This is a genomic window from Kribbella rubisoli (assembly GCF_004217145.1).
GTDB classification, from domain to species: domain Bacteria; phylum Actinomycetota; class Actinomycetes; order Propionibacteriales; family Kribbellaceae; genus Kribbella; species Kribbella rubisoli.
The window spans coordinates 423,363-442,350 of sequence record NZ_SHKR01000016.1 but is presented as its reverse complement, the minus strand read 5'-3'; the positions used below and the strand labels follow the sequence as shown (position 1 = coordinate 442,350).

Annotated in this window: 18 protein-coding genes; 12 read left to right on the top strand and 6 right to left on the bottom strand. The window is 68.0% G+C overall.

Translation table 11 applies throughout. The features are described 5' to 3' along the window. Positions 1–31 precede the first annotated feature (31 nt). The 3 genes from EV645_RS34790 to EV645_RS34780 are packed head-to-tail and all read left to right on the top strand — an operon-like array spanning position 32 to position 4,583. Positions 32–703: a TetR/AcrR family transcriptional regulator gene (locus EV645_RS34790; RefSeq protein WP_242000843.1), complete on the top strand. Its 672-nt coding sequence runs from the start codon at positions 32–34 to the stop codon at positions 701–703. Then, positions 703–2,436, top strand: coding sequence for an ABC transporter ATP-binding protein (locus tag EV645_RS34785; RefSeq protein WP_130448312.1), 1,734 nt, complete (start codon positions 703–705; stop codon positions 2,434–2,436). The genes EV645_RS34790 and EV645_RS34785 overlap by 1 nt, the downstream gene beginning before the upstream one ends. Next, positions 2,433–4,583, top strand: a complete 2,151-nt coding sequence (locus EV645_RS34780; protein ID WP_422386662.1) for an ABC transporter ATP-binding protein — start codon at positions 2,433–2,435, stop codon at positions 4,581–4,583. The genes EV645_RS34785 and EV645_RS34780 overlap by 4 nt, the downstream gene beginning before the upstream one ends. Positions 4,584–4,727: 144 nt before the next feature. On the opposite strand, the gene EV645_RS34775 is transcribed toward EV645_RS34780, so the two are convergent. After that, the gene (locus tag EV645_RS34775) at positions 4,728–4,970 is read right to left on the bottom strand and encodes a hypothetical protein (RefSeq protein ID WP_130448311.1); all 243 of its coding nucleotides are present in this window, start codon (positions 4,968–4,970) and stop codon (positions 4,728–4,730) included. Between the two features lie 251 nt (positions 4,971–5,221). Between EV645_RS34775 and EV645_RS34770 the strand changes: the two genes are divergently transcribed. Both EV645_RS34770 and EV645_RS34765 read left to right on the top strand, forming a co-directional pair. Beyond that, complete coding sequence (locus tag EV645_RS34770; protein ID WP_130448310.1) at positions 5,222–5,782, top strand: hypothetical protein; 561 nt, start codon at positions 5,222–5,224, stop codon at positions 5,780–5,782. Then, positions 5,715–6,704: a nucleoside hydrolase gene (locus EV645_RS34765; RefSeq protein WP_198682058.1), complete on the top strand. Its 990-nt coding sequence runs from the start codon at positions 5,715–5,717 to the stop codon at positions 6,702–6,704. Before EV645_RS34770 ends, EV645_RS34765 begins: the two co-directional genes overlap by 68 nt. Here the strand turns inward: EV645_RS34765 and EV645_RS34760 are convergent. From EV645_RS34760 to EV645_RS34745, 4 genes are read right to left on the bottom strand one after another with little or no spacing between them, the layout of a single operon-like run. Beyond that, positions 6,673–7,500, bottom strand: a complete 828-nt coding sequence (locus tag EV645_RS34760) for an alpha/beta fold hydrolase (RefSeq protein WP_130448308.1) — start codon at positions 7,498–7,500, stop codon at positions 6,673–6,675. The two genes, EV645_RS34765 and EV645_RS34760, sit on opposite strands and share 32 nt — an antisense overlap. A 49-nt stretch (positions 7,501–7,549) precedes the next feature. After that, complete coding sequence (locus EV645_RS34755) at positions 7,550–8,077, bottom strand: hypothetical protein (RefSeq protein WP_130448307.1); 528 nt, start codon at positions 8,075–8,077, stop codon at positions 7,550–7,552. Continuing rightward, the gene (locus tag EV645_RS34750) at positions 8,074–9,273 is read right to left on the bottom strand and encodes a M20 metallopeptidase family protein (protein WP_130448306.1); all 1,200 of its coding nucleotides are present in this window, start codon (positions 9,271–9,273) and stop codon (positions 8,074–8,076) included. Before EV645_RS34750 ends, EV645_RS34755 begins: the two co-directional genes overlap by 4 nt. Then, the gene (locus EV645_RS34745) at positions 9,270–10,190 is read right to left on the bottom strand and encodes a 5'-3' exonuclease (protein ID WP_198682084.1); all 921 of its coding nucleotides are present in this window, start codon (positions 10,188–10,190) and stop codon (positions 9,270–9,272) included. Before EV645_RS34745 ends, EV645_RS34750 begins: the two co-directional genes overlap by 4 nt. Positions 10,191–10,273: 83 nt before the next feature. On the opposite strand from EV645_RS34745, the gene EV645_RS34740 reads away from it, so the two are divergent. Both EV645_RS34740 and EV645_RS34735 read left to right on the top strand, forming a co-directional pair. Beyond that, entirely contained in the window at positions 10,274–10,714 is a 441-nt protein-coding gene (locus EV645_RS34740; protein ID WP_130448304.1) for an Lrp/AsnC family transcriptional regulator, read from the top strand. After that, entirely contained in the window at positions 10,711–11,376 is a 666-nt protein-coding gene (locus EV645_RS34735) for an HAD family hydrolase (RefSeq protein ID WP_130448303.1), read from the top strand. The genes EV645_RS34740 and EV645_RS34735 overlap by 4 nt, the downstream gene beginning before the upstream one ends. 262 nt (positions 11,377–11,638) lie before the next feature. On the opposite strand, the gene EV645_RS34730 is transcribed toward EV645_RS34735, so the two are convergent. Beyond that, positions 11,639–13,102: a KamA family radical SAM protein gene (locus EV645_RS34730; protein WP_130448302.1), complete on the bottom strand. Its 1,464-nt coding sequence runs from the start codon at positions 13,100–13,102 to the stop codon at positions 11,639–11,641. 145 nt (positions 13,103–13,247) lie between these two features. Between EV645_RS34730 and kdd the strand changes: the two genes are divergently transcribed. From kdd to kal, 5 genes are read left to right on the top strand one after another with little or no spacing between them, the layout of a single operon-like run. Further along, positions 13,248–14,291, top strand: coding sequence for an L-erythro-3,5-diaminohexanoate dehydrogenase (gene kdd, locus EV645_RS34725; protein ID WP_130448301.1), 1,044 nt, complete (start codon positions 13,248–13,250; stop codon positions 14,289–14,291). Positions 14,292–14,294: 3 nt separating this feature from the next. Continuing rightward, positions 14,295–15,878 carry an amidohydrolase gene (locus EV645_RS34720; protein WP_130448300.1) on the top strand — a complete coding sequence of 528 codons (1,584 nt, stop codon included), beginning with the start codon at positions 14,295–14,297 and terminating at the stop codon, positions 15,876–15,878. After that, positions 15,875–17,434 (top strand): lysine 5,6-aminomutase subunit alpha, encoded by a 1,560-nt coding sequence (kamD, locus tag EV645_RS34715; protein ID WP_130448299.1) that lies wholly within the window; start codon positions 15,875–15,877, stop codon positions 17,432–17,434. Before EV645_RS34720 ends, kamD begins: the two co-directional genes overlap by 4 nt. Further along, positions 17,431–18,183, top strand: coding sequence for a lysine 5,6-aminomutase subunit beta (gene kamE / locus EV645_RS34710; protein WP_130448298.1), 753 nt, complete (start codon positions 17,431–17,433; stop codon positions 18,181–18,183). Before kamD ends, kamE begins: the two co-directional genes overlap by 4 nt. Then, entirely contained in the window at positions 18,184–18,573 is a 390-nt protein-coding gene (kal, locus tag EV645_RS34705; RefSeq protein WP_130448297.1) for a 3-aminobutyryl-CoA ammonia lyase, read from the top strand. Positions 18,574–18,988: the final 415 nt, after the last annotated feature.

Genomic DNA, 18,988 nt, shown 5'->3' with positions numbered 1-18,988 from the left:
GAGTGAGTACTCACTCAGTTACCTTTGATCCGTGACACCACGAGCGACCCCACTGCCTCCCGAGGAGCGACGCGCGGCCATTGTCCAGGCCGCGCTGCCGTTGCTGGAGGAGTTCGGGGCCGACGTCAGCACCAAGCAGATCGCCGAGGCGGCCGGGATCGCCGAGGGGACGATCTTCCGGGCGTTCGGCAGCAAGGACGCGCTGATCGAGGCCGCGATGGCGACCGTGTTCGACACCTCGGACCTGGTCCGGGCGATCGAGCGGGTCGACCCCTCACTGCCGCTGCGGGAGCGGACCATCGCCGCGGTCGAGATCGGCCAGAAGCGGCTGCGCGGCGTGTTCAAGCTGATGTTCGCGCTACGGATCCGCCGGCCACCGGAGTTCCGGCACGCGACCCCGATGGACGAGGCGCGCCGTCAGCGCCACTCGGACCTGGCGAACCTCGCGTTCGCGGACCTGCTCCGCCCGGACGCGGACCAGTTGCGGCTGCCGCCCGAGGACGTGGTCCGGCATCTCGGACTACTCACCTTCTCCGCCACCCACCCACTGATTTCCGGCGGCCATGTGCTGACCGCCGAGGAGATCGTCGACTTCGCGTTCGACGGCCTCCGCAAGCACCACACCGGTCAGCCACCGGCCACCGAGGACATCGTCGAGTTCGCGCTCGGCGGTGCCCGCCATCACGACCCTGGGGATGATTGATGTTGATTCGCGTCTTGCGTACGCATTTGCGTCCGTACGCGGGAAACCTGTCCTTGGTGGTGGTCCTGCAGCTGGTCGGGACGATCGCCTCCCTCTACCTGCCCACTCTCAACGCCGACATCATCGACAACGGCGTGGCGAAGGGCGACACCGGCTACATCGTGAGCACCGGGGGCTGGATGCTCGCGGTCAGCCTGGTGCAGATCATCTGCACGATCACCGCGGTGTACTTCGGCGCGAAAACGGCTGCCCTGTTCGGCCGCGATGTGCGCGCGGCCGTCTTCCACCGGGTCGGCGAGTTCTCCGCCCGCGAGGTGAACCAGTTCGGTGCGCCGACGCTCATCTCCCGCAGCACCAACGACGTACAGCAGATCCAGATGCTCGTCGTGATGACCACGACGATGCTGGTCGCGGCGCCGATCACGATGATCGGCGGCGTGATCATGGCAGTCCGCCTGGACGTCGGCCTGTCCTGGCTCGTGGCGGTCGCCGTACCGCTGCTGGCCGCCTGCGTCGGGTTCATCGCGAGCCGGATGGTCCCGCAGTTCCGGAAGATGCAGAAGAACATCGACGGGGTGAACCGGGTACTGCGCGAGCAGATCACCGGGATCCGGGTGGTCCGGGCGTTCGTCCGCGAACCGCACGAGGTCGAGCGCTTCGGTGAGGCCAACAAGAACCTGACCGACACCGCTATCAAGGCCGGCCGGTTGATGGCGCTGATCTTCCCGACCGTGATGCTGATCCTGAACCTGTCGAGCGTCGCGGTGCTGTGGTTCGGTGCCTCCCGGATCGAGGACGGGACGCTGGAGGTCGGGGCGCTGACCGCGTTCCTGAGCTACCTGATCCAGATCCTGTTCTCGGTGATGATGGGCGTGTTCGTGATGATCATGGTGCCGCGCGCTTCGGTCTGCGCGGACCGGATCTCCGAAGTACTCGACACGGATTCGTCGGTGCGGCCGCCGGTCACGCCGATCAAGACCTTCACCGGTCGCGGGCAGCTCGTGTTCGAGCACGCCGCCTTCAAGTACCCGGGAGCGGCCGAGCCGGTGCTGCACGACATCAACCTCGTCGCCTCGCCGGGGCAGACGACCGCGATCATCGGCAGTACGGGCGCCGGCAAGACGACGTTGCTCTCGCTGGTGCCGCGGTTGTTCGACGCGACCGAAGGCCGCGTGCTGGTCGACGGCATCGACGTACGCGAGATCGAGCCCGAGGCGCTCTGGGAGCGGATCGGCCTGGTGCCGCAGCGTCCGTACCTGTTCTCCGGGACGGTCGCCAGCAACCTGCGGTACGGCAACCCGGACGCGACCGACGAAGAGCTCTGGGAGGCCCTGGAGATTGCCCAGGGCAAGGACTTCGTCGAGGCGATGGCCGAAGGGCTGGAAGCGCCGATCGCGCAGGGCGGCACGAACGTGTCCGGCGGTCAGCGGCAGCGGCTCGCGATCGCGCGGGCGCTGGTCCGCAAGCCGGAGATCTACCTGTTCGACGACTCGTTCTCGGCGCTCGACCTGTCGACCGACGCCCGGTTGCGGGCAGCGTTGCGGCCGGTGACCCGGGAGGCCTGCATGGTGATCGTCGCGCAGCGCGTGTCGACGATCATCGACGCCGACCAGATCGTCGTGCTCGAGGACGGCGCGATCGTCGGCAAGGGCACACATGACGAGTTGCTCGAGACGTGTCCGACGTACGTCGAGATCGTCGAGTCCCAGCGTTCCGCGGAGGAGGCGGCATGAGCAAGGAACAGAAGCCGTCCCCGAACGGACAGGCACCGAACGGACAGGGACCGAACGCACAGGCACCGAACGGACAGGCACCTAACGGCCAGGCACCTAACGGTCAGGCTCCGGCCGGCCAGGTGCAGGACGCCGCCAAGACGGTGAAGGCGACCGAGCGGCCGACCACCGGTCGTGGGTTCGGCCCGCCCGGAGGCATTCCCGGCGACAAGTCGATGAACTTCCTGCCGTCGGCGAAGCGGCTGCTCGCGCGGTTACGCCCGCATCGGCTGCAGGTGTCCGGCGTCGTCCTGCTGGCAATCTGCAGCGTCGGCCTGTCCGTGCTCGGCCCGAAGATTCTCGGTCGCGCGACCGACATCATCTTCGCCGGTGCCATCGGCAAGCATCTTCCGAGCGGTCTGACCAAGGCACAGGTGATCGAGCAGACCCGGGCCTCCGGCAACGGCCGGCTCGCGGACCTGCTGCAAGGGATCGACCTGGTCCCGGGCGTAGGCATCGACTTCGATGCCCTACGCAACATTCTGCTGCTGGTCCTGGCGCTGTACGTCGGTGCCTTCTTCCTCTCCTGGGCGCAGGGCTACATCCTGAACGGCGTCGTGCAGCGGACGATCCTGTCACTGCGCGAGGACGTCGAGGCGAAGCTGAACCGGCTGCCGCTGAGCTACTTCGACGGTGCACCGCGCGGTGAGCTGCTCAGCCGGGTGACGAACGACATCGACAACATCTCGACCAGTCTGCAGCAGACGCTGAGCCAGCTGCTCACGTCACTGCTGACGGTGATCGGCGTGATCACGCTGATGTTCGTGATCTCTCCGGTGCTGGCGCTGATCGCGCTCGTCACGATCCCGATCACGATGATCCTGACCGCGACGATCGCCAAGCGGTCGCAGGTTCGGTTCATCGCCCAATGGCGTCACACCGGCGCGCTGAACGGGCAGATCGAGGAGGCGTTCACCGGGCACGAGCTGGTGAAGGTGTTCGGCCGGCAGAAGGAGATCGAGGCCGACTTCGCGAAGAAGAACGACGAGCTGTTCCAGGCGGCGTTCGGCGCGCAGTTCATCTCCGGGCTGATCATGCCGGTGATGATGTTCGTCGGGAACCTGAACTACGTCGTCATCGCGGTCCTCGGCGGTCTGCGGGTCGCGTCCGGCACGATGTCGCTGGGCGACGTGCAGGCGTTCATCCAGTACTCGCGGCAGTTCACCCAGCCGCTGACACAGGTCGCCTCGATGGCGAACCTGCTGCAGTCGGGTGTGGCGTCCGCGGAGCGCGTGTTCGAAGTACTGGACGCGGAGGAGCAGATCCCGGACGACGCGACACCGGAGAAGGTCACCGACTCGCGCGGACGGGTCGAGTTCGAGCACGTATCGTTCTCGTACGACCCGGACAAGCCGCTCATCACCGACCTGAGCCTGGTCGCCGAGCCGGGGCAGACGGTCGCGATCGTGGGCCCGACGGGTGCCGGCAAGACGACGCTGGTCAACCTGATCATGCGGTTCTACGAGCTGAACAGCGGCAAGATCACGCTCGACGGTGTCGACATCACCGAGCTGACGAGGCACGACCTGCGCTCGCGGATCGGCATGGTGCTGCAGGACACCTGGCTGTTCGGCGGCACGATCCGCGACAACCTCCTCTACGGCAACCTGAAGGCCACCGAGGAGGACATGCTCGCCGCCGCGAAGGCGACGTACGTCGACCGCTTCGTGCACAGCCTGCCGGACGGGTACGACACGGTGATCGACGAGGAAGGCAGCAACGTCAGCGCCGGTGAGAAGCAGCTGCTCACCATCGCGCGGGCGTTCCTGGCCGACCCGCAGTTGCTCATCCTCGACGAGGCCACCAGCTCGGTCGACACCCGCACGGAGGTCCTGGTCCAACGCGCCATGGCCGCCCTGCGCTCCGACCGCACCAGCTTCGTCATCGCCCACCGCCTCTCCACCATCCGCGACGCCGACCTCATCCTGGTCATGGAGAACGGCGCCATCGTCGAACAGGGCAACCACAACGAACTCCTGGCCCTCGACGCCGCCTACGCCCGCCTCTACAACGCCCAGTTCAGCGGCGCCGTAGTAGACATCGACGAAGAAGCCGCCGCCATGGCAGCACCGGTAGCAACCCCAGCCGGCCGGCCCATGGCCCGCTGACCAACCGGACGGGGACGCCGACCAGGCGTCCCCGTCCGTCATCATGCCTGTGGATAACTTCCGCGGCGCCACCGCGAACTATGCGGTACTTGAAGCATGCCCAACCACGCGGACTTCGTACGGGAACGCAGTACTCGAACTGCGCTACGAGTTGCAGCGAAGCTGAATGTCTCTGAGCCCGCGGACAAGATGACGCTGCGGGACGCGTATCTCGTCGCGTACGAGTTCCCTGCACCGCTGATGGTCAGGGTTGCCGACGACATGCTCGCCGATCTGCGTGCCGACGTGGCCGAGGGAAGAGCCGACCGGATCGTTGCGCTCGGCCGCGACGGACATCACCTGGCGCTGGCGATGACGCGGCTCGACGGACAGTTCTTCCGGCGGCACGGATCGAACCTGGTCCTGTCACGTGCGCTCGTCGAGAACGCGTTGCAGGATCTCGAGCCACCGGGCGCTATGCGTTTCTCGGTGAATCGCCGTACGACCCGCATCCCGGGAGCAAGAAGGGATACGAGGTCCACCTGTCTGCCTCGGAGTCTCGGGAGGGACGGCCGTTCTACGAGCTGCCTGCCGACGAGTCGAAGACGTTCGCGCATCAGCTTGCCCTCAACAGCATCGAGGAGTTGCTCGACGGTCCGATGTCGAGTCCGGTGCGGATCGGTGCTCGCGGTCCCGAGCAGTCCGGCCAACACCGCCATCCGATGCTCCTGGAAGGCCTGAGCAGGGGACGGGTCTCGCCGCGGTTACGGGACCTGCGGGTCCGCGAGGGCGTGAAGGTGGTGAACCTGATGGCGGTCGCGGACCTGGCCCGGGATGTCGCCGGACTGCGTGATGCCGGCGGCAACTATCGGTCCTGGCTGGACGACTGGTCCACCCGGTTCCGGAGCGAGATCCGCGCTTGGATCGGCGACCGTTCGCCGGACCCGCGGCTTGCGGAGTTCCTCGACTCGTTCGTGCACCGAGGCGACAAACAGCAGGCTGATGCGCTGCAGAAGACGCTGGATCGCGGCCAGGTACCGGAGCGGGACCGGGAGGCGATCTGGACCGCGTACGAGCGGTGCGGGAACGACGGCGACAAACGGGTGTTCGTAGACAATGTGTTCAATTCCATGCGAATCAGCGGAGGTGGCGATGGGCGGCGGGGAGGCGGATTCCGGGGGCGAGTGGGAGGCACTGGCCGGGACGAGCGCGAGCTTTGAGGAGTTCGAGGAGCTTGCCGATCCGCTCATTCGGGGTGGGCCGCCGCCGGGTGTCGGTGTGCCGGCGATTGCGCGGGCGCCGATGATCATTGACACGGATATCGGTGGGGATCCGGATGACACCGTGGCGCTGGTGGTCGCTGCTCGGTTGGTGCCTGAGTTGCGGTTGGTGGTTACCAGTGATGAGTACGGCGGGGAGCGGGCTCGGTTTGCGCGGTACTTGCTGGATCTGGTGGGGCGGACGGACGTTCGGGTGGTGGCGGGGTCCGACCTGGGGAACAGCCGGATGTGGGTGGTTGACGGGTTGTGTCCGGTGGACGTGCCACGGCAGGGGACCGATGTCGTTGGGGCCGTGAGTGAGGTTTGTGCGGCGACGGACGGGCGCGTGAGGTGGGTGGGGATGGGGCCGTTGTCCAGCCTCGCGATGCTGCAGACCGAGCAGCCTGCACTGGTGTCGCAATTGGTCGTGACGCAGATGGGTGGTGCGATCAACTACCGGGATCCGGCCCGGGCGGAGCACAACTTCCGGGTGGACCCGGAGGCGGCGATTCGAATGGTGCCGGCGCTGGAGCGGTGGCTGCCGACGTTCGTGGTGTCCGACGTGACGTTCAACCCGGCGATCGAGATCACCAAGGACTCGCCGCTCTACCAACGATGGGCTCAGCCGGACGTGCTCCCGTTCGAGCGCGTCCTCCGCGAACACTGCGATCGCTGGATGGCGAAGTACCCGGGCACCATGCAGCACGACGCACTGACGCTGGCGGCCGCGATGCTCTGGCCCGGCGTGCGGTTCGTCCGCGAGCGGGTCGTGCTCGACGAGATCGCGCGCATGAGCCAGAGCGACGGCGGCACCGAGATCGTCATGTCGGTGTCGGCGGACTATGGCGCGTTCATGTCTTGGCTGGAGCGGGCGCTGGGCTAGTGCTGGTGAGGGCGTTGAGGAGGAAGGTTCGGAAGGCGTCGGGTGCCGAGAGCATTGGCATGTGGTCGGCGTTGGGGAGGACGGTCAGCGTGGTGTCGGGGGCTTCGGATGCGAGGCGGTAGGCCCAGAGTTGGGTGCCTTGGAAGTCGTGCTCGCCGACGAGCACGGAGACCGGTACTGCGAGTTCGGCGAAGCGGTGCTTGATCGGGGGATCGAGCTCGCGGGCGTTGTCCTCGGGCATCAGCATGATGCGCGAATTGGCGATCGCGAGGCCGACCAGGAAACGATGAGCGTCGAGGTCGACCGCGGGGCACCAGGCGGTGATGTCGTTGGCCGCGGCGGTCGGGATGTCGCCCGTCTCGAGGATCTTGGCCTGCTGGGCGAAGTGCGCTCGCATCACCACCCGCGCCCCCGCCTCGGCCGGCGTCGGCGACGGGAACTCCCCGAACGAACCGGCGACCGCACAGACCCGAGCCACCCGCGACGGATACCGATGGGCGAACGCCAGTGCCTGCCGCGCTCCGTCGGACACCCCGAGCAGGATCGCCCGCGAGACCCCGGCGGCGTCGAGAACCGCAGCCAGGTCGCCGAGTTCGTCGTACTCCGACGACGACACCGAGGACAGACCGCGGTCCCGGCAGTCCCACACCGTCACGCGAGCTACGTCCGCCAGCCACGCGACCGTCGAGCTCCACATTCGCGTGTCGGTCAGACCGCCGTTCAGCAGGACGACATCCGGGCCGGTTCCGTGCTGTTCGTAGTACAGGTATCCGCCGGGCACATCGACAAAGGGCATGACTGCGATTCTGCTGGCCCGCGACCGGGCGCGACATCGGGAATTCTCCCTAGTCGAACGACTCCAGGATCAGGTCGGCGTCCTCCTGGCGGTCCGGGTCCGGGTCTGTCTGCGCGACGTCGACCAGGCGATCGTGATACTGCGGGTACGCCGAGTACGCCGTCGCGTACAGCGCCGCCTCGCGAACCGCCGTGTCCGGGTCCTTCATCGCGGCGCTGATGCAGGCGAAGAAGCGTTCGTCGTACTCGTCCGGTGCCCCCACGCCAGCTCGGGCGACCGCCACCGACCGCTCCGGGCTGTCCGACACGTCGGCGAGCAGCTCGTCCAGAGTCCAGACCGGCGCCTTGGCCGCGACGATCTGGGTCACCTCCTCGACGGCGGACTGCTCGCTGCCCGATACCACGGCGTACTCGACGAGCGTCAGCGGGTCGACGATGTAGTGCAGCGACACGCCAGGGCCGGCTGCCCAGGCAAGCTCGCCGGGACCGGAGGCCGTCCAGCCGCATTGATCGGCGAACGCCCGGACCGCTGTCTCGTTGCCCTTCACCACCATCCGGCGCGACCGGAAGTCCGTCATAGGCCGCGTGCCAACCGGCGTACCGCCAGTTCGGCCAGCAGGGCCGCTCCGTCGGGGAGGATCGAGTCGTCGAAGTCTGCCAAGGGGGAGTGGTTGTCGGGGGCGGCGTCCGGGTCGGTGGAGCGGCAGGCGCTGAGGTTGAGGTAGACGCCGGGGATCTCCTCGAGGACGTACGAGAAGTCCTCGGCGCCGCAGCGCGGGTTGGAGCGCTCGCGGAAGCGGTCGGCGCCGAACGCGTCGACGATCGTGTCACGGGCGAACTCGAACTCGGCGGTGTTGTTGACCGTCACCGGATAGCCGATCGTGTACTCGACCTCGGCCTTCAACCCGTGCGCCGCGGCCATCGACTCAACTAGTTGCGTTGACACTAGTTGCACTTTCGCGCGCGTCTCCGCGGAGAACGTTCGGACCGTCGCGTCGAACAGCGCGTCGTCCGGGATGATGTTCTCCTTGGTCCCGCCCGCGATCCGTCCGACCGTGAGCACGACCGGGTCGAACACGTCGAACTGCCGCGTGATCATCGTCTGCAACGCCCCGACGATCTCGCACAGCACCGGGATCGGGTCCTTCCCGCGGTACGGCGTCGAGCCGTGCGTCCCCGCGCCGATCACCCGCACATGCAGCTGATCCGCCGCGGCCATGAACGACCCCGGCTTACTGCTCCACATCCCCAACGGCTGCGACGCCGACCCGACATGCAGCCCGTACGCCGCATCCGCCCGCCGGCCCGCCGCGTCGAGGACCCCTTCGCGGATCATGATCGGCGCCCCGCCCGACGTCTCCTCACCGGGCTGGAACATGAACACGACATCACCCGGCAGCTCCGCCTGCAGAGCACAGAGCACCTTCGCCGCCCCGACCAGCCCCGCGACATGCAGGTCATGACCACACGCATGCATCATCCCGGGATGCTGGGAGACGTACGGCACGTCGGTCCGCTCGGTCACCGGCAGCGCATCCATGTCCCCGCGCAGGAGCACGACCGGCCCAGGCCCAGCACCACCCCGCAGTACGGCGGTCACCGAGGACAGCTCCTTGCCGAGCGTGATCTCCAACGGCAGCCCGGCCAACGCGTCAAGGATCAGCTGCTGCGACTTCGGCAGGTCGAGGTCGTACTCCGGGACCTGATGCAGCGCCCGCCGAAGCGCGACGATCTCGTCCCGGAACCCCTCGGCCAGCTCCCGCGTGCGGGTCATGCCTTCGGCCCAAGGTCAAGCGCCGACATGACGCGTTGCGCGCTGCCGCCGAGCTCGAGCAGCTCGACGAGATCGAGCCACCGCTCCGGATCCTTGATCTCGTGCGGGATCCGCGCGTCGTACGTCCCGACCGGCGCGTCCTTCGCGACCGCGACCACCTTGGGGGCGACGTCCAGATAGTCGCTGTCCGCCAGGATCTTCTTCTTCACCCCGGGAGACATCGGCGTACTCGGGTCGGCCGCGGCGGCCCGGATCGCATCCAGATCGCCGTACGCCGTGACCAGCGCGGCGGCCGTCTTCTCGCCGATACCCTTCACGCCGGGCAGCCCGTCGGAGGCGTCCCCGCGCAGCGTGGCGAAATCGGCGTACCGCTGAGCGGGGATCTCGTACTTCGCCAGCAGCGCCTTCTCGTCGTACACCTCCGCCCGCCCGACACCGCGCGCCGCCGTGTAGACGATCCGGATGCCGCGGCTGTCGTCGATGAGCTGGAACAGGTCGCGGTCGCCGGTCACCACGTCGACGGGCATCGTCGCCTGATGCGACAGCGTGCCGATCACGTCGTCCGCCTCGTGGTCGGCCGCGCCGACGACGGCGATGCCGATGGCCTCGAGGCAGGCGCGGATGTACGGCACCTGGACCTCGAGCCGATCCGGCACGTCCTCGACCTGCTCGCCCTTCGGCGAGACGAACTCGACCCGCTGCGCCTTGTACGACGGAATCAGCGCGACCCGCCAGGACGGCCGCCAGTTGTCGTCCCAGCAGGCGACCAGATGGGTGGGCCGATGGTTCTCGGCGAGGCGCGCGATGAAGTCGAGCAGCCCGCGGATCGCGTTGGTCGGCGTGCCGTCGGCGGCCTTCATGGTGTCCGGCACGCCGAAGAACGCACGGAAGTACAGCGACGCGGTGTCGAGCAGCATCAAGCGCTGGGGTGTCCCTGAATCTGGTCCTGGCATGGAGAGATGCTTTCATGCCCGGCGGTCCCGGCAGTAGGGTCTCCAGGATGGAGGACCTGGACCGCAAGATCGTCGGGCTGCTCGCGACCGACGGCAGGATGAGCTTCACCGACCTGGGCAAGGCGACCGGCCTGTCCACGTCGGCCGTGCACCAACGGGTGAAGCGCCTCGAGCAGCGCGGCATCATCCAGGGATACTCGGCAACCATCGACCACACGGCGCTCGATCTGCCGCTGACCGCGCTGATCTCGATCCGGCCGATCGACCCGTCCCAGCCGGACGACTCGCCCGAGCGGCTCCGCGACGTACCGGAGATCGAGTCCTGCTACTCCGTCGCGGGCGACTCCAGCTACATCCTCGTCGTACGGGTCGCCTCGCCGGCCGCGCTGGAGAACCTGCTGGCCGTGATCCGCGGGCGTGCCAACGTCTCCACCACGACCACGATCGTCCTGAGCACGCCGTACGAGCGCCGGCCGCCCGCCCTGTGAGGGCGCTGCTGTCGGACCTGTTCAGCACGCTGGTCCCGGGCGGGGACGCCGAGCGGGACCAGGTCAACGCACGGATGGGCGCGGCGCTGGGCGTCGACTCGGCGGCGTTCCAGCAGGCGTTCGACGCGGCGTCGTACGAGCGGTTCATCGGCGCGTACGGCGATCTGCCGAACACGCTGCGGGTGATCGCGGAACGCTGCGGCGGCACCCCGACCGACGAACAGGTGCAGGAGGCAACGAGTCTCCGCCGTACCCTCGCGCAACGCCTGCTCGGTGCGGCGCCCGCGACGACGCTGAGCACGTTGGCCGCGTTCAAGGCGGCGGGCTGGCGGATCGGTCTGGTCAGCAACATCACTGCCGAGACCCAACTCCAATGGCCGACCAGTCCACTCGCGCCGTACTTCGACACCACCGCCTTCTCCGCCGAGGTGGGCGCCGCCAAGCCCGAGCCGGCGATCTACCTGACGGCGTGCAGTGCCCTGGGCGTCGACCCCACCGAGTGCATCTTCGTGGGCGACGGCAACGACAACGAACTCCCAGGCGCCGCCGCCCTCGGCATGCGCGCCATCCGCACCCTCGAACATGCCAACACGGCTCCGCACTGGCCCGGCCCGACCATCAAATCCTTCGCCGAGCTGACCGGGTTGGCAGTCGCTCAGTAACCTCCGGCCTCGATGAGCCGGCTCTCGAAGGACGCGACCTGGACCTTGCCCTTCGGCGGGAGCGTACGGCGAGGTCGCGTCGGCCGGCGGTCGCTCCCAGACACCGATGCGATGGTTACCCGAGGCAACGAACCGCATCGGATACCCGCCGTACTCCCGCGCGCCGACCGAACCCAGCCGAGAGGCGCCGATCCGCCGACGCACTGACCTCTTGCAACGCCTCCGGTGCCACCCCCTGCATTGGTGGCACCGAAGGCGGGTTTTAGGTGAGGTCCAGGAACTTTTGGGCCTCGGCGGCGGCGCGGGAGGCGGCGGCTCGTTCTTCGGCTTCGGCGAGGGTGGTGCCGGCGTGTTGGGTCCACCACTGCTGGCCCTCAACCGGGAGGGTGTCGATCGGGTCGTAGTACTCGTAGGTGCGGTTCAGCGCTTCCGGGTCCTGCTGCTCGATGCCGGTGCGGTAGTTCTTCTTCCAGTACGAGATGCCGCGGACCTCGTCGTACTCCGAAAGCTGGTGCACCCACCGCTTGCCGACGTAGGGCACGTCGCACACGATCCGCGGCGTCGCAAAGCCGGGCAGGTAACCGAGGATGCCGTGCTGCAGATGCTGCGCCTCGCGCACCGACACCCGCCAGTGCTCGGAGAACGGGATCATGTCGCACATGTAGAAGTAGTACGGCGTGACGTTCGCGCCGTCGAGCAGCGCGAAGCACAGGTCGAGCAGCTGCGGGATCGTGTCGTTGACACCGCGCATCAGCACCCCCTGGTTACGCACGTCACGCAGCCCGGCCTCCAGCATCGCCTTCGACGCCTCGGCGACCAGCGGCGTCACGGACTGGGCCGCGTTCACGTGCGTGTGCATCGCGATCATCACGCCACGGTTGCGCGCCACCGACGCGACGCGTTCGACGCCGGCCAGGACGTCGGACGACAGCCAGTGCTGCGGCATGCCCATCAGTGCCTTGGTCGCGAGCCGGATGTCGCGGATGTTCTCGATCTCGAGCAGGCTCATCAGGAACGACTCGAGCCGCGGCCACGGCATGTTCGCCACATCGCCGCCGGACACGACGACGTCGCGGACGCCAGGCGTACGGCGCAGGTAGTCGAGCATGTTGTCGAGCCGGGTCTGCGGCTTCGCGACGAACTTCAGCTTGTCGATGACCGGCGTCGAGTTCCCGACCAGGTCCATGCGGGTGCAGTGACCGCAGTACTGCGGGCACGTGGGCAGGATCTCCGCAAGGACCTTGGTCGGGTATCGGTGGGTCAACCCCTCCGTGGCCCACATCTCGTGCTCGTGTAACGAGTCCCGGGTTGCGTGCGGGTGCGACGGCCAGTCGGCGCGACGGTCACTGAACACCGGCAGCATGTAGCGGCGGACCGGGTCCGCGTAGAACGCCTCCGTGTAATCGGCAGCACCGGAAGGCACGATCGTGTTGAGCATCTGCGGCGGCAGCAGCATCGACATCGTCGCGCGCTCGGCCTGGTCGCGGGTCAGGTCGTCGTAGAACCGGTCCTCGAGCAGGTCGCCCATCACGTCACGCAACTGCTTCACGTTCTTCACACAGTGCGACCGCTGCCACTGCACCGAGCGCCACTCCTCGGCCGTGACGTCCTTCCAGCCGGGCAGCCGGGTCCAGTCCGGCTCGACCAGCTCGGCCCGCCGGTACGCGTACGGCTGGCCATCGCCGGGCTCCGAACGAGCCAGCTCCGGGGTGATCAGGTCGGTCACGGGTCCCTCCGCAGGACTTCGGTGGTGTTGCGGTCTCATGTGAGGATAGCGATAGAACTTCCCTCAGATCCAACAGTAGGCCGCAAGAATTCTCGTCAAGGCGTGATCTGGGTAGTATTTTGCCTGACCGCAACGAGGAGGACATGTGTCGTCGAGCCCAGTAGGACTGCACCGCGTACTCGCGCCATCGGGCGTGTTGCCGCAAGCGGCGGACAGACTCGACGCACGTCCCGAGATCTGGCCCGACGAGGTGCGCATCGCGGTCGAGCGGCTCAACCTCGACGCAGCGTCGTACCGGCAGCTGGCCGAGACGCACGGCGGCGACGGTGCGGCGATCCGCCGGGCGGTCCTCGACATCGTCAAGGCTCGCGGCAAGATGCAGAACCCGGTCACCGGCTCAGGCGGGATGCTCGTCGGCGTGGTCGACGAGGCCGGCCCGGACTCGCCGCTCGGCGTACAGAAGGGCGACCGGGTCGCGACGCTGGTCTCGCTGACGCTGACCCCGCTGCAGCTCACCGACGAGCTGAAGGACTGGGACGGTAAGAGCGAGCAGGTCCCGGCGCAGGGTCATGCGATCCTGTTCGCCCGATCGATCGTCGCGAAGCTGCCCGACGACCTGAAACCCGAGCTCTCGCTGGCCGTGATGGACGTCTGCGGAGCACCCGCGCTGACCGCTCGCGTGGTCCGTTCGTATGTCGACAAAGGCATAAAGCCTGTCGTGTCAGTAATTGGCGGCGCAGGTAAATCCGGGTCGCTGTCGCTGGCCGCGGCGCGATCGGCCGGAGCTGCCCGGACGATCGGGATCGTGCCGTTCCAGGCCGAGCAGGACAAGCTGACCGAGGCCGGTATCGCCGATGTCGTCGCGCTGGCCGATGCCCGCGATCCGGTGGCGCTCGCGAACGCGGTCGCCGAGGCCGGGGGACCCGCGGACATCACCGTCGTCTGCGTCGACGTACCCGGCTGTGAGCATGGCGCCGTACTGTCGACCGCTGCCGGCGGCACGGTGATCTTCTTCTCGATGGCGACGTCGTTCTCGGCCGCGGCGCTCGGCGCAGAGGGGTTGGCGGCGGACGTGACGATGCTGGTCGGCAACGGGTACGTGCCCGGGCATGCGGACTTCGCGTTGGAGCTGTTGCGCACCGAGCCGGGTGTCCGTGGTCTGTTCGAGAGCAGGCTGGCGGAGGATTAGTTCGTGCGCACACTTCTGACGAACGGTTCCGTCTACTCGCCCGCCGACCCCCACGCCACCGCGATCGCTTTCGACGACGGGGTCGTGACGTGGCTGGGTGACGACACCGGCGCGAGTTCGTACGCCGACGGCGCGGACGAGGTGATCGACCTCGACGGCAAGCTGGTCACGCCTGCGTTCGTCGACGCCCACGTGCACACCGCGGGCACCGGAGCCGTGCTGACCGGCCTCGATCTGGCCGGTACGACGTCGCTGGGGAATGCCCTCGACAAGCTCGCAGCGTTCGCGGCGAAGCTGCCGGCGGACGCGGTCATCGACAGCGCCGGCTGGGACGAGACGGTGTGGCCGGAGGGCCGTCCGCCGACAGCCGCGGAGCTCGACCGTGCGGGCGGCGGCCGGCGCGTGTATCTGTCTCGCATCGACGGGCACTCCGGCGTGGTTTCGTCGGCTCTGTTCGACGTGGCACGAGGCGAGGGCTTCGACGAGAACGGACGCGTCGAGCGACACGCCAACCACGCGGTCCGGGACGCGCTGAGTGAGCTGGTCGGCCCGGAACAGCGCCGGCAGGAGATCCGCGCGGCTCTGAACGCCATGGCCGCAAAGGGCATCGGCGCCTTCCATGAGATGGCGGCGCCGCACATCGGGCCGTTGTGGGAGCTGCCGATCGTCCGCGAAGTGGCCGGGGAGCTCGGCTTGTCGGCAACGCTCTACTGGGGCGAGCCGGGCGTCTTCGAGCACGTCGGCACCTACGGCCTCGCCGGTCTGGCCGGTGACCTCAACGCCGACGGCGCCCTCGGTTCGCGCACCGCCGCACTCAAAGCTTCGTACGCCGATCGCGCCGATCACCGCGGTCACGCCTACCTGACGGCCGAGCAGATCGCCGAGCACGTGATCGCCTGCACCGAGCGCAACGTCCAGGCCGGTTTCCACTGCATCGGCGACCAGGCGCTCGACAACATCGCCCGCGGCTTCGAGCTCGCCGCCGAGAAGGTCGGCATCCAGGCTCTCGTCGCGGCCCGGCACCGCTTGGAGCACGTGGAAATGGTCGACGAGGCAACTATCGCTGTCCTCGCGCGCTGCGGCGTCGTGGCCAGCGTGCAGCCGATGTTCGACGGCCTGTGGGGCGGCCCGGACGGGATGTACGCCGAACGCGTGGGCGACCGCTGGCAGGGCATGAACCCGTTCGGCACGCTGGCCCGCGCAGGCGTCGTACTGGCGTTCGGATCGGATGCGCCCGTGACGGAGCTCGGCGGATGGGACGCGGTCCGCGCGGCCGCGTTCCACCACGAGAAGTCCGAGCGGATCACCGTGCGCGCCGCGTTCCAGGCACACACGCGGGGCGGCTGGCGGGCAGCGGGCATCGACGACGCCGGAGTACTCGCGCCGAGCACGGCAGCGACGTACGCGATCTGGGAGACCGACGCGGACCTCGTCGTACAGACCCCGGACGAGCGGGTCGCCGCCTGGTCGACGGACCCGCGCGCGGGTGTGCCGGTGCTGCCCGATCTGAGTGAGGGAACTCCTACCTGCGTGCGGACTGCCGTGGGCGGTCGCGTCATCTATGAAGTCGAGGGAAGGTCCCAGTGAAGAAGCTCGACCTTGATCCGGTTACCGTCCGGAAGGCGCGCAGTCTGGCCCGCAAGGCTGGGAAGCCGATCGTCAACCTGGCCCAGCAGCACACCACGGTGTCTGTTGAGCGAGCGGTACTGCGGCTTGCCGGGCTGACCGGTGCGGACACCGAGGGCATCCCGTGGGTGAACCGACTGGCCGACACCGTCCGCGCCGACGTCGGGCTCGAGCACGGGCTCGCGTTGCCGGTGTGGGACGCGCTGATCCGTGGTGAGGCCGAGGACCTGACCGTCCTGGCGCAGAAGGCGGCCTCCGGCTCGGTAACGTTCCGGATGCCCGAGGGACGCGACGCCGTACGCGCTCGGACCGCAGCCCGGAAGATGGCGGCCGCCGGGATGAAGCGGATCGACGGCCGGCGGCGGGAGCGGGACCGGCTGATCAAGCGTCACGGCGACCCGAAGCAGCGGCCGTGGATCTACCTGATCGTTGCCACCGGCGACATCTACGAGGACATCCCGCAGGCGCAGGCGGCCGCGCGGGAGGGCGCCGACATCATCGCGGTGATCCGGTCGACCGGGCAGTCGCTGCTCGACTATGTGCCGGAGGGCGCGACCCGGGAAGGCTTCGCCGGCACGTACGCGACGCAGGAGAACTTCCGCCTGATGCGCGCCGCCCTGGACGAGACATCGAAGGAGCTCGGGCGCTACGTCCGGCTGACCAACTACGCGTCCGGGCTGTGCATGCCGGAGATCGCGACGCTGGCCGGGCTCGAGCGGCTCGACATGATGCTGAACGATTCGATGTACGGGATCCTCTTCCGCGATATCAACCCGATCCGGACGTTCGTCGACCAGCGGTTCAGCCGGCAGATCCACGCCCGCGCCGGGATCATCATCAACACCGGCGAGGACAACTACCTGACCACGGCCGACGCCGTCGAGGCGGCGCACACGGTGACGGTCTCGCAGCTCCTGAACGAGTACTTCGCCAAGGAGGCCGGCCTCGAGGACTGGCAGCTCGGTCTCGGGCACGCGTTCGAGATCAACCCGGATCTGCCGGACTCGTTCCGGATGGAGCTGGCGCACGCGATGCTGGCCCGGCAGCTGTTCCCGAACGCGCCGCTGAAGTGGATGCCGCCGACCCGGCACATGACCGGCGACGTGTTCCGCGGGTACCTGCTGGACGGGTTCTTCAACCTGGTCGGCGCGATGACCGGGCAGGGCATTCTGCTGGTCGGGATGATGACCGAGGCCGTCGTGACGCCGTGGATCTCCGACCGCGACCTGGCGCTGCAGAACGTCCGCTACGTGTTGGGTGCCGCAGGCAACCTTCACGAGGACTTCCGGCCGGAGCCGAACGGGTTCATCGCCCAGCGAGCGCGGCAGGTGCTGGGAGAGTCGGTGGAGCTGCTGGAGGAGATCGTCGACGACGGTCTGCTCAACGCGATCGGCGACGGCACGTTCGGACTGATGAAGCGTCCGCAGGACGCCGGTCGTGGACTGGACGGGGTCGCGCGGAAGTCGCCGGAGTACTACAACCCGGCGATCGAGTTGCTCGAGGAGGGCACCCGATGAGCATCATCCAGCCGTACGGCGACACCACCGGTGACGGGATGGTGCAGCTGTCGTTCACGCTGCCGGTCCCGCACGACAAGCGGGCCGAGGGCGCCGCGGTGCAACTGGCCAACAAGATGGGCATGGATCCCGCGCTGGTCGTGCACTCGAAGCCGATCGGCGACGACTTCACGTTCTTCGTCGTCTACGGTCCGGTGAACCACCTGGTCGACACCTCCAAGGTCGAGGTGATCGAGCGCGACTACCCGCTGCTGTCGCCGAAGGAGGTCAACCTCGCGATCCGCAAGGGCCTGCGCCGCCGGCTGACGGTGGTCGGCGCCTGCATCGGTACCGACGCGCACACGGTCGGTATCGACGCGATCCTCAACATCAAGGGGTTCGCCGGCGAGAAGGGCCTGGAGTACTACCGCGAGCTGAAGGTCGTGAACCTCGGCGCGCAGGTCGCCGTACCCGAGCTGGTACGCCGCGCGAAGGCCGACAAGGCCGACGCGATCCTCGTCTCCCAGGTGGTGACGCAGCGCGAGGCGCACGTGCTCAACACCAAGGAGATGTCCGCCGCCTTCCGGGAGGCGTACGCCGAGGACGCCCGGCCCGTATTAGTTGCTGGCGGCCCCCGTTTCACCGAGCAGATGGCGGCCGAGCTCGGGGTGGACCGGGTGTTCGGCCGCGGTACGACGCCGGGCGAGGTGGCCAGCTACCTGGTCGATGCCCTGGTGACGAAGAAGGTCCCAGCGAAGAGGAGCGCATAGGTGTCGAAGGCAACCATCGGGCTGACCGCCACGCATCGGCGGTACGTCCCCTACAGCCACGCCCACTACGCCGGGAACCTGGTCGACGGCGCGTACGTGCTGGCACTGTTCGGTGACGTCGCGACCGAGGTGTGCATCCAGTCCGACGGCGACGAGGGCCTGTTCGCGTCGTACTCCGATGTGCAGTTCCTGCAGCCGCTGCGGGCCGGCGACGTTGTGGAGGTGAAGGCAACGATCACGCGGGTCGGCAACCGCAGCCGCGACCTCGAGTTCAGCGCGTACGTCGTCTGCCGCGGCCGCCCGGACAAGTCCGAGTCGGCCGCCGAAGTACTGGACGAACCGCTTGTGATCACGCGCGCAAAGGGAACGGTCGTCGTACCGGTTGGGTGACGATTGGTTGCCCTGGGTAACGAACACGTGGAGTGCCGAGACCGCTCTGTAACGTGACCCGGATGAGGGATCCTCGTTTTTCCTTGCGGGGCAGGCGATAGTGTTACAACGGGCTCAAGGAGCCGGGGGAGAGGTTGACACCGTCGCCGCCAGCGAGCATCGTTTTGGGAGTCGTCATATCCCGTTTGTTCAACGGTCACAAGAAGTTCGGCCACCGATGATCCCGCGACGCTGACCAGGTCAGAGCCAGGCTTGAGTCGACGGGGGCTGAGATTGCCGGTGGTTAGCCCCCCGCGGGGCAGAGGTGGAAGAGGCTCGGCGGCCAGTAGACAACAGCCGGACGGTTCGCAGCCAGCGCATCGGCGGTTGGTCCGAAGGCACGCTGAGCCTCTTTCCTCTATCCACCTTCCTGAAC